This is a genomic window from Steroidobacter sp. (assembly GCF_016790065.1).
Classification (GTDB): Bacteria; Pseudomonadota; Gammaproteobacteria; order Steroidobacterales; family Steroidobacteraceae; genus Steroidobacter.
Map to the genome: position 1 here is coordinate 1 of NZ_JAEUPY010000849.1, position 10,987 is coordinate 10,987.

The 10,987-nt window shown below is 60.9% G+C and carries 8 protein-coding genes, 1 pseudogene and 1 riboswitch; of the genes and pseudogenes, 2 read left to right on the forward strand and 7 right to left on the reverse strand.

Going from position 1 to position 10,987, the window contains the following annotated elements; genetic code table 11:
- The 4 genes and pseudogenes from JNL55_RS34080 to JNL55_RS34095 form a co-directional block, all read right to left on the reverse strand.
- Positions 1-426: pseudogene (locus JNL55_RS34080) on the reverse strand (bifunctional aspartate kinase/diaminopimelate decarboxylase); the annotation flags it as partial.
- A gap of 138 nt (positions 427-564) precedes the next feature.
- Positions 565-783 carry a hypothetical protein gene (locus tag JNL55_RS34085; protein WP_293865356.1) on the reverse strand — a complete coding sequence of 73 codons (219 nt, stop codon included), beginning with the start codon at positions 781-783 and terminating at the stop codon, positions 565-567.
- Positions 784-958: 175 nt separating this feature from the next.
- Entirely contained in the window at positions 959-1,762 is an 804-nt protein-coding gene (locus tag JNL55_RS34090) for an S-adenosyl-l-methionine hydroxide adenosyltransferase family protein (RefSeq protein WP_293865359.1), read from the reverse strand.
- Positions 1,763-1,795: 33 nt separating this feature from the next.
- A complete protein-coding gene (locus JNL55_RS34095) occupies positions 1,796-2,665 on the reverse strand; it encodes a MaoC/PaaZ C-terminal domain-containing protein (protein WP_293865362.1) in 870 nt (289 codons plus the stop codon).
- Between the two features lie 163 nt (positions 2,666-2,828).
- Positions 2,829-2,921: riboswitch (ZMP/ZTP riboswitch) on the forward strand.
- A gap of 28 nt (positions 2,922-2,949) precedes the next feature.
- Between JNL55_RS34095 and glyA the strand changes: the two genes are divergently transcribed.
- A complete protein-coding gene (gene glyA / locus JNL55_RS34100; protein WP_293865366.1) occupies positions 2,950-4,212 on the forward strand; it encodes a serine hydroxymethyltransferase in 1,263 nt (420 codons plus the stop codon).
- Between the two features lie 384 nt (positions 4,213-4,596).
- On the opposite strand, the gene JNL55_RS34105 is transcribed toward glyA, so the two are convergent.
- Positions 4,597-5,688 (reverse strand): ABC transporter ATP-binding protein, encoded by a 1,092-nt coding sequence (locus JNL55_RS34105; protein WP_293865369.1) that lies wholly within the window; start codon positions 5,686-5,688, stop codon positions 4,597-4,599.
- Positions 5,689-5,717: 29 nt separating this feature from the next.
- Between JNL55_RS34105 and JNL55_RS34110 the strand changes: the two genes are divergently transcribed.
- The gene (locus JNL55_RS34110) at positions 5,718-7,082 is read left to right on the forward strand and encodes a GH1 family beta-glucosidase (RefSeq protein WP_293865372.1); all 1,365 of its coding nucleotides are present in this window, start codon (positions 5,718-5,720) and stop codon (positions 7,080-7,082) included.
- Between the two features lie 5 nt (positions 7,083-7,087).
- Here the strand turns inward: JNL55_RS34110 and JNL55_RS34115 are convergent, their stop codons facing one another.
- Positions 7,088-10,234 (reverse strand): discoidin domain-containing protein, encoded by a 3,147-nt coding sequence (locus JNL55_RS34115; protein WP_293865375.1) that lies wholly within the window; start codon positions 10,232-10,234, stop codon positions 7,088-7,090.
- Positions 10,231-10,987, reverse strand: a 757-nt coding sequence (locus tag JNL55_RS34120) for a carbohydrate ABC transporter permease (RefSeq protein WP_293865378.1), incomplete at its 5' end; no start/stop codon positions are given. The genes JNL55_RS34120 and JNL55_RS34115, both read right to left, overlap by 4 nt.

Genomic DNA, 10,987 nt, shown 5'->3' on the forward strand with positions numbered 1-10,987 from the left:
ACCGAGCCGAGTCGCCATCAATTCGCCCTGCGCCATCACGCGGGCACGCAGACGCTCGCTCACTTCACCGACGAGCGCGATGCCCGCGGCAATTTGTCGCAAACGTTTGAACTGTTCTTCCAGATCGTGACTGGGAGTGACACCCAAATCGCGCGCCAGATCGCGATGGCGCTGCTCGATCTGATCCATCACCGCCTGCGATTCTTTGCCCACGACGTTATGAGTGTCGAGCGACACCGCGAGCAATTGCTCGAGCCGATCGGTAATGCCGGACAACGCCGAGTGCACCACCACCGGTCGCAGCCCTTCGGCCAAGCGATCGCGGACTACTGACGCAACGTTTTTCCAGTTCGCGACTGAAGAAACACTGGTACCGCCGAACTTGAGCACCACCCACGGCGACGCCGCGGGCGTGGAATCAGCCATCGTCATTTGTGAGCTCTTTAGAGTGTATGAAAAAGGATCGGGTCGCGGGCCAGCGCGCACCATCCTGACTCCATGCCCAGCACCGGAGGGGATCAGCTGCAGGGGCGCGGTGTGCCAGGTGGCCCGCGCGGCACCTTACTATTCTTCTTCGAAATCGTTCAGTTCTTTCTTCAGGCGCCGGTCGGCTAAAACATCCTCGAGTTTGCTCCAGGCGGCTTTGCCTTTTTTGGCCGCTGCCGCGGCGCTCGGACGGGCGCGTCGGGCGCCAGCGTCGATGAACTTCTCGTAACTCTGGTCCTCGTCGCTTTCGGCGACGAAGTCATCATCGAGATCGAAGTGATCGTCGTCTCTCTCCATTACGGTTTCCTGAAAAATCCAGCCAAATCAACTAGATCGGGTACCGGCGCGGCCGGAAGCGAAGCGGACTATATACGATGCGCGGCGGTTTTCAATGGCTTGGAGGCGAGGCCGCCCAAATAGTTCTAAGACCAGTGGCGGCCTGGAATCAGGCTAACAAAAGCGTGCTGGCAAGTTACGGGGCATTACTGACGACCACCGGTGCCCCCCTCCCTAAACCCAGGGCCTCGGCCGCGCTCTGCTCCGCCCGGGCGATTTCGACCACGCCGAAGGAGTTCACGAGGGCCAGAAACTCGCCCGGGCTCACGTCTCCGTAGGTGCGCCTGAGGGCAAAACTGTGGCCGCCGGTTTTGACCATGGGCCGGCTGAACGACTCGATCAGGGTGGCGTCGATGTTGGTAATTAAATTGCCGAAATGATCGGTGGTTATAACCACCCCAGCCACCTGGTCGGCGGCCACGCTGGGTTCATCCACCCAGGACGGCACGATGTCGTGGGTGACCGGCCCGAGGTCTGCCGGCTGGGCGCGGCGGCCGGCGATTTCTGCCGCCAACGGCGCAAAAATGTCCCGGCCGTGGAAGGTGGCACTGGCCGGCGGCAGCTTGAACTTGAGGCTGGCCTGGGCGGCATCGAACCGATAGATCTTGGCCTCCGGCACCTTGGTGACGATGGGCGCGAGCAGGCCGTTGTCGGGCGCCAAAAAAGCATGGCCGTTAGCGACCACTGCCACGATGTCCCGCTTGGTGCCGACGCCCGGATCGACCACCGCCACATGCACCGAGCCTTCCGGGAAATAGCTGTAAGCCCGCGCCAGCCAGAACCCCGCCTCCGCCGGCCAATACACCGGGACATCGTGGGTCACGTCGATGATTCGCGCTTCCGGCAAGCGCGTCAGGATGCGGCCTTTCATGGTCGCTACGAACGGCCCTTGGGGACCGAAATCGGTGGTGAGGGTGATGACGCCGCAGGCTGCAAACATGTTGGCTCGGAGTGCTCTAGAGTTCGACGGGTTTTACAGACGATATTCGCAGCGACCGAAGTCCTGCACGACCACGTTACGTTCGCTGGCAACCACCCGGAATGACGCGTCACCGGCCGCGATGTTCCAGACTTCCACGTGCAACGGCTCGCCGGGATACACCGGGCTGGTGAAACGAGTGTCGAACTTCAGCAAGCGCGTCGGATCGTCGTTACACAGCGCTCTGATCAAAGCGCGGGCGGCCATGCCGTAGTGACACAGGCCGTGCAGGATGGGCCGATTGAACCCGGCGATGGCAGCAATCTCCGGATCGCTGTGCAAGGGGTTGTAGTCGCCGGACAAGCGATAGATCAACGCCTGGTTGGACCGGTTGGTGAGCTCGACCGACTGATCGGCCCCCCGCTCCACCGGCACCGGCCGCGGCTTGGGTGCGCCTTCGCTCTTGCCACCGAACCCGCCATCGCCCCGCAGGAACGAGACGATGCCCATGGTCGACAACAAATCGCCCGACGCCGCATCGAATACCTTGCGCGTCATGTACAAGATGGCGCCTTTCGCCGCGCCCTTGTCGTAAATCTCATCGATGCTGGTTTCGCCGACCACCGTGGCTTCCACCGGCAACGGTTTGTGAATCTGCAATGTCTGTTCGGCATGCAATAACAGTTTGTAGTTGATGCCGAACTCCGGCCGGGTCAACAACATCGGCGCCGCAGCCAGCGTCACCACTTGCGTCGGCAACGCGACCAAGTCCTTCTCGTAAACGTACTTGAGATCGCCCGCGTCGGTGGGATCGGCCGCGCCCACCCCCAACCCGAGTGCGTACAGCATCGTGTCCCGCCGCGTGTACGTGTGGCGGACCGGCTCCAACTGCATGCTCTTCAGCTTGGCATAGTCGATGGGCATGACGAATTCCCGAGTGGCGTGAGATCGCGCCGGATTGTCACCGAATCATTCCGGCGACGCCATGACCACGCACGACGTCGACATTACTTTTCGCCCTCGGCTCTTCGGTACCAGAATGCTGAGTGCCAGCTTGCAGAAGACGAAAAACTTGGCGTAGCATCGGCTCCGCGCATGTAACTGGCGTAGATGGAACAACCATCGGGAAGCATGCGTGCAGGGTCACTCCCTGCTGCGGCCGCTCGCCTGGGCACTTACTTAGGTCCCACCTTGTTCGGAGCGCCGCCATGCAGATCTCTTTCGAATTACTCCATTGTTCCGATCCCGATGTGTTCGACGCCGTCCTTGGCGAAGAACGCCGCCAACGCGAGGGACTGGAACTCATCCCTTCCGAAAACTTCGCCTTCCCTGAGGTTTACGCCACCAACGGTTCGGTGTTCGCCAATAAGTACGCGGAAGGCTATGTCGGCCGACGCTACTACGGCGGCCAACAATTCACTGACCGCATCGAATCGCTCGCCATAGAGCGCGCCAAACAATTATTTCGCGCCGAACATGCCAATGTGCAGCCGCTGAGCGGCTCACCCATGAATCAGGCCGTGTACATGGCGTGTTTGGCGCCTGGCGACACCGTGCTCGCTATGGATCTCTCCCACGGCGGCCATCTCACACACGGCGCGCCGGTGTCTTGCATGGGACGCATCTTCAATTTCGTTCGCTACAAGACGTCGCCACCTGACGGCCATCTGGATTACGACGCGATATTGGCGACCGCACGCGAGGTGCGGCCGAAGATTGTTTTGTGCGGGCACTCTTCGTATCCGCGTGAAGTCGACTATTCACGCTTTCGTGCGATTGCTGATGATGTTGGCGCTTTGTGTATGGCGGACGTGTCGCACGTTGGCGGCCTCATTGCCGGTGGCGCTTTGGCGAATCCTTTGGACTTCGGCTTCGACATCGTCACTACGACGACGCATAAGTCGCTTCGCGGGCCTCGCGGCGGGATGATTTTGTGCAAGTCGTCGTTGGCGCAGAAGGTTGATGCGGCGGTTTTTCCTGGCATGCAGGGTGGGCCGCATATGAATGCTGTCGCCGGCATTGCCGTGACGTTGAAGCTTGCCGCTTTGCCGGCCTTTAAGACTTACGCTGCTCAGGTGGTGCGCAATGCTCGGGCGCTCGCGGATGAGTTATTGCAGCTTGGCTGCACGTTGGTTACTGGAGGCACGGAGAATCATTTGATCGTGATCGATACCGTGCGCTCGTTCGACATCGACGGCCGTATCGCCGAGACGGCGCTCGACCTTGCTGGTCTCACTGTGAATAAACAAGTGATTCCCGACGACCCTCGGCCTCCTGTGAAGCCCAGCGGCATTCGATTGGGCACGCCTGCGCTCACTACGCGAGGCATGCGAGAGCCGGAGATGAAACAAGTCGCCGCTTGGCTTGTTCAGGCGCTTCGCGCCCCGACGCACGAACCGAAGCTGCGAAACATTCATGATCAGGTGAGAGCGCTCTGCAAGGAGTTTCCGATTCCGGGGCTCGAGCCATAACGCAGCCGCAGGTTTAATTTTTAGCGGCGCTGGCGGGAATGAGGACGCGTGTCTTCGCCAGCTGCGCTGGCCCGGAATAAGAAGGTTTTGCAGGGAAGACCAAGCAGAGTTTGCGGCTGTAAGCGTGACTGCGACCGCAAACTCCGCCTCCGCCTCCGACTCCGGGTCGCTGCGAACGCAGCCGACACCTGAGGCGGTGGATGCCGGGGGCTTGTGTTCTTCCGGCAGTTGGAAATACAGGGACGTGTTTTCCTACAGGCTCATCAGGGACGTGCGCGGAGCGGCGCAATGGCGCTGCGACCGTGCCGGTGCCGGAAGAACACAAGCCCCCGGCAGCCGCCGCAAGCCACCGAGCCTCCGGAACGGCGTAGGCACCGCGCGCAGCTAAGCCGCGATCCGTTCCCCGCTCTCGGCATCGAAGAAATGCAGCCGCTCAGGCAACACTTGTAAAGAGATAGTCGAGCCGAGCGGCGGCAAATCATACGGCGAAGAGCGAACAATAATCCGCCACGCCCCAACGCTGGCATGAATGAACGACTCGTTACCAACGGTCTCAATGAGATCGACGAGCGCACTCAACCGAATATTCCCCGGCGGGCTGGCGCCATCGACACGTTGCAAGTCCTCAGGCCGGATGCCGACAACCAAGGACCGGCCGGTCGGCAATCCGGAAGGTACGGCAAGCTCGGCGCCGTCCTCGCCTCTGAGCACGGAATGATCAGACGCAGCGCCACTCAATGAGCCCCGAAAGAAATTCATCGCCGGATTCCCCAAAAAACCCGCCACGAACAAATTCACCGGCCGCTCATAAATCGCCATCGGCGTATCGATCTGCTGCACGATGCCCCGATCCAACACCACGATGCGCTGACCCAGCGTCATCGCCTCGACCTGGTCGTGAGTGACATACACCATGGTGGTCTGCAACGACCGGTGCAACCGGGCAATCTCCGTCCGCATGGCCGAGCGCAGCTTGGCATCCAAATTCGACAGCGGCTCATCGAGCAAGAACACCTTCGGCTGTCTCACCAACGCTCGCCCCAGCGCTACGCGCTGCCGCTGACCGCCGGACAACTGCTTGGGCAACCGATCAAGCATCGAACCCAGCTCCAACCGATCCGCCGCCTCTTGAACGCGCGAAGCGACCTCAGCCTCAGTGTGCCCTCGCAGCTTCAAGCCGAACCCAAGGTTCTCTCGCACCGTCATGTGCGGATACAAAGCGTAGCTCTGAAACACCATCGCAATATCCCGATCGCGGGGTTCGAGATGCGTCACATCGACATCGCCGATATGAATGGAGCCGGCGGTCGCCTCCTCCAACCCAGCGATCAACCGCAGCAACGTACTCTTGCCGCAGCCTGAAGGGCCGACCAACACCAGCAGCTCGCCATCGGCGATATCGAAGCTGGCGCCCTCCACACCCACATGGCCGTTGCTGTAAACCTTACGAACGGCTTTGAGTTTTACTGCTGCCACGCCTGCCCCAGCTCCTCTAAACTCCGCGCATGACCAAGCCAATCCCATCCCACATTCAATTCCCCAAGGACTTCCTGTGGGGCTGCGCCACGTCCGCGTATCAAATCGAAGGATCGCCGCTCGCCGACGGCGCCGGCCCGAGCACCTGGCATCGGTTTTCGCACACCCCCGGCCGAGTGCAAGACGGCGACAACGCCGATATCACTTGCGACCATTATCGGCGCTACGACAGCGACGTCGACCTGATGCGTTCGCTCGGCTTGAAATCGTATCGCTTCAGCATCGCCTGGGGCCGGGTGCTGCCCGAAGGCACCGGTCGCGTCAACGCCGCCGGCCTCGACTTCTACGAGCGGCTGGTGGACAAGTTGCTGTCGCGTGGCATTCAACCGATGGTGACCTTGTTTCATTGGGACTTGCCGGCGGCACTCGACGACCGCGGCGGTTGGTTGAATCGTGACATCGCGCACTGGTTCGCCGAATACGCCGACATCGTGTTCCGTCGCCTCGACGACCGCGTTCAATACTGGACCACCTTGAACGAGCCGTGGGTGGTGGCGGACGGTGGCTACATGCACGGGATCTTGGCGCCGGGTCATCGCAATGTGTTCGAAGCTCCGCGGGCCGCGCATCATCTCATGATGGCGCATGGCGCGGCGGTCCAGGCTTATCGCGCCAGCGGACGCAACAAGATCGGGCTGGTGGTCAACATCGAGCCCAAGTACCCGGCGTCGCAATCCGAAGCGGACCTGGCAGCGACGCGACGCGCCGAAGCCTACATGAACCGGCAGTATCTCGACCCGGCGTTGCTCGGCTCGTATCCCAAGGAGTTGCTCGAGGTGTTTGGCGACGCCTGGCCGCACTGGCCCGACGCCGATTTGAAGCTGATCAAACAACCCATCGACTACGTCGGCGTGAACTACTACACCCGCGCCGTCGTGCGTGCCGAGCCGAACGCGTGGCCGCTCGGCTCCACCACGGTCAAACAAAAGCACCACACCCACATGGAGACCGGCTGGGAAGTGTTCCCGCAAGGACTCACCGACACGTTGCTTTGGGTCAAGGAGAAGTACGGCAACCCACCGGTGTACATCACCGAGAACGGCGCCTGTTTCTTCGACCCGCCGCAAGTGGAAGGGCCGGTGCTGGAAGATCCATTGCGCGTCGACTATCTGCGCAAACACATCACCGCCGTGCACGACGCTATCCAACGCGGTGCCGACATTCGCGGTTACTTTGCCTGGTCGCTGTTCGACAACTTCGAATGGGCGTTCGGCTTCTCCAAGCGTTTCGGCCTGGTGCACATGAACTACGAAACCCTGAAGCGCACGCTCAAAAGCAGCGCCCATTTCTATTCCAAGGTCATTGCCAGTAACGGCGCAGCCTTGGCGGAGTAGTTCGCTCATCGCGGAAAGACGATAGTAAACGGCAGCTGGCTGATGCGCAGGTCAGTGCCTAACCAGCGCCCGAAGCCCTGCCGAATGGAATGGTTCTTGGGCGGCGCGTCGCCCGGCCAGGAGATGGCGACGCCCCCCACCGGCATTTTGTCGATGGCCTCGACATGCAACGTGCCCTGCCCGTCTTCGATCTTGAGCGAATAATTGAGCAGGCCGAACGGCGTGCGCAGGTTGCGGACGCCAAAGCCTTCCTTCTGGGTCCAGGCTTCGGGCACGCCCGCCATCAACACCAAAGTTTCATCCGCCGGGCGCTCGAACGCGAACATATCCAAGAGCGAGCGACCGTAGTCCGAAGCCACCCAGCCGTGCGGCATGTCGCCGATGAAACGGCTCTTGCGCACGTCACGACCAACCACCTCGCCCCATTGGTTCCATTCGGCCGGCCGGCGGTCGTTCATGAAGAACTTGATGAGTTCCTCGCCGCGATCTCGCCAGCGCAGCCGAATGAACGCGCCCAGATTGCGCCACTCGTACGGCGTGTACGCATCCCAACTGGTGTCGGTGCGACGCTCCTCGAAATGCTTCCAGTAGCGCTCGAAGGTGGCGTTCAACTCATTCGGCGGCAGCATCTGCGTTTCGCCCACCGGAGTGAGCGCGATGGTGGTCGATGTGGCATCGAAGTCGCCCAGCTCAGCCGCGCCCGGCAAGTAGTCGATCTTGTGAGTGCGCATCGCGATGTTCAACGAGCGGTACAGATCCGAGCGGAACTGATCGCGCGACTCGATGAACTTGAACATTTGTTTCTTTTCATTGAGCGCGCGAGCGATCCGAATCGACGCTTCGTAGCCGCCCAGCGCCCAGAAGTTGTCCCAATACGAATGCATGGGCTTGGCCGAGTAGCCTTCGTGACTGATGGATGCCGGCATCAAGCCGAAGAACGCCGCTCGCTCGCCCTGCTGATTCTCCGGCGTGCGCTCCGACAGGCGCAGCTTGTCCATGTAATCCACTGTCTTGATCACCGCCGGCCACATGGAGCGCAACAGCTGCTCATCACCGGTGTAGCGGTAGATCTCGTCGATCAGGAACAGGAACTCGCCTTGGCTATCGTTCTCAGGCACCGGATCGGCACCACGACGGTCGACACAGCACGGCACTTTTCCGTTGGCGAACTGATACGGCGCATACCACGCTAGAAACTCCTTCGCGGCATCGGCGTGACCCATTCGCAAGAGCATCTCGGACGTCATGGCACCGTCGCGAATCCACGAACGCTCATAAGAGCGCGATCCGGGCTGCAATGCCGGGCCATCGCGATTGATGAGCACGTGAGCAAGGGATGTGCGGAGCGTGTCGTACAGCGCTTGATCGGCCTTGGGCAAAACCAACTCGACTCGATTGAGCTTGTCCCGCCACTGCTGCTCGACTTCCGCCAAGGTTGCAGTGGACTCGGTGCTCGCAGAGATCTGTCGTTGCGGTTCGCCACGGCCGGTGTGCTGCGGAAGATCCAGCACAATCTGCCGACTCTCGCCCGCTGCTAGATCGAGCGTATAAAGCAATGCACCGGAGGCAAAGCCACTGTCGTCGGTAATCTTGGTCGGCCCGCTCGGTGCGGCCAGCCATTCGCACGGCGTATCCGCAGCTAATGTCACCGCACGGAATGATTGCGGCGCCGTCTTCGGGAACACGCTTGCAACTCTGTCGACCTGCACCGCGCCGTTCTCGAACGCCAGGTCTTGAATCGGACTCACACCGCCCGCGGTGTTAAGAAACTGCGCCGGCGGATTCACCTGGAATGGCCGCACCGTCAGTGCCAGCGTGTACTGGCGGCGACCCTTGGTCGGATTACGAACGGTGTAGAGCGCTTCGGAGCGAGCCTTGCCCGGCGTGCCGAGGCTGTAGGCGGTCGTCGAGAGCTCCACATCGGAGTGGTCCCAGGACACTGTTGGAATCGGCAGATAGTTGTCGGCCAGCGAATGGCTGATCTTCATGTCCGCCCAGGTCAGCCACTTGTCTTTGACTCGGACAAACGGCTCGATGGAAAAGCTGCCCTTGCGAACTTCGAGCGCGCCATCCTCGGAGAGCATGCTCTCTTCGCTGTCACCATCGACGCCGATGATGGTCCAGTACGTTTGTTCGTTCGAATACGCGCGCGGATAACAACCGCGGCGCGCGTTCTTTGCGAGCGATTCGATGAATGCGTTCGGCGACGCGCCGAACTGCAGGTCACGTACGTAGATCTCGCCGATGCCCACAGCGTGACCGGCGCTCGGCATGGTGAGTCGGATGTATCGCGCTTCCGATTCCGGCATCAAGTGCGAGTCACGCCCGCCATTGCCGCCTTCGACGGTGCGCACCTTGTTCCAAGCTTTGCCGTCGCTGGACAGCTCGATGGTGTAGCGCTGTGCGTAGAGCTCAGGCGCCCAATCGATTTCCAGGCCACCGAATTCCTGCACGGCTTGTAGATCGAGTTGCAGGGTTTGATCGTTGCCGCTGGCGTCGCTCTGCCACTTGGTTTTGGGTTTGCCGTCAAAGGCGAGCGCAGCTACGTTACTGCCGTCCTGGGAAGACGCCGTCACCGTCGGCTTCGCGACTTGCGATGGACGCTGGATGGGTTTGATGGATAACTTGTCGAACCACAGGCTACCGGCACCACCATCCTGACCTGCCGCCACGACGAACTCGACACCGGCGAATTGCTTGAAGGTTTTGTCGTTGGTAGGCCCCCAGGCGAAATCGATCTGTCGGCGTTTGATGCGGATCTGTTGCCAGTCGCCAGTGACTTGGAAATTGGCTCGCCGAAACCACCACACGTTGTCGCCGGAGGCATCCACGAACTTCATTTCGAAATGGTTGCGCCCTGCTTCGCCTCGCATCCAGAACGAGATCTCGTAGTCGTCCGGTAGAGTGACTGGCAGTTTGCGAGTGGCCGCTGCATAACCCGCGGTGTTGTTGAGGTTGTACTCCAACACCAGCGCATTGCCTTGCACGCCTTTCGCGGTATGCACCGATGCGCTCACGCCGTCAGAAGCCAGGGACTTCCAATCGGCGGCGTTCTCCATCTCGTCCAGAGAGCGGAGGTCGAGCTGCGGGGCTTGCTCGGCGGCGGTCACCAGCAGCGGCACCATCAGGAGCATCCAAGCCAGCGCCCTCATCCCTTCACACTCCCGGCCAGAATGCCCGCGATGTAGTAACGCTGCAGCGCTAAGAACAATGCCAGCACTGGCAGCACCGTAATGACGGCCCCGGCCATCATCAACTCATTGTCTTGTACGTGCTCACGAGACAGGCCGGCGAGCGCCACTGGTAGCGTGTGTAGCTCTTGATCGGTCAGCACGATCAACGGCCACATGAAATCGTTCCAGGTGGCCAAGAAGGTCAGAATGGCCAATGTCACCAAAATGGGTTGCAGCAGCGGCACCACCAGCGACCAGAAGATCCTTGCTTCGCTCGCACCATCGATTCGCGCCGCTTCGAGCAACTCGTCGGGCAGAGACAATGCGTACTGCCGAATCAAGAAAATGCCGAACACGCTGGCCATCACCGGCACGATCACACCGCCGTAGGTGCTGATGAGTCCCATCTCCTTCACCAAAGCAAACAGCGGGATCATGGTGACCTGCGCGGGAATCACCAACGCACCCAGCAGGATTTGGAAGATCCGATCGCGGCCTTTGAAGCGAAGCTTGGCGAACGCATAACCGGCCATGGTGTTGAGCACCAGTGCGATCAACGTTCCCAAGGTTGCGACGATGGCGCTGTTCAGCATGTAGCGCCCGGCATTGTGATTGGCGAACAGTTGACGGTAGTTGTCGAGCGTCGGATTCGCCGGCAGTAACGGCGGCGGATAGGTGCTGGCCGCGCCGGTCGGCATGAACGACACGGACAACATCCACAGCAGCGGAAAG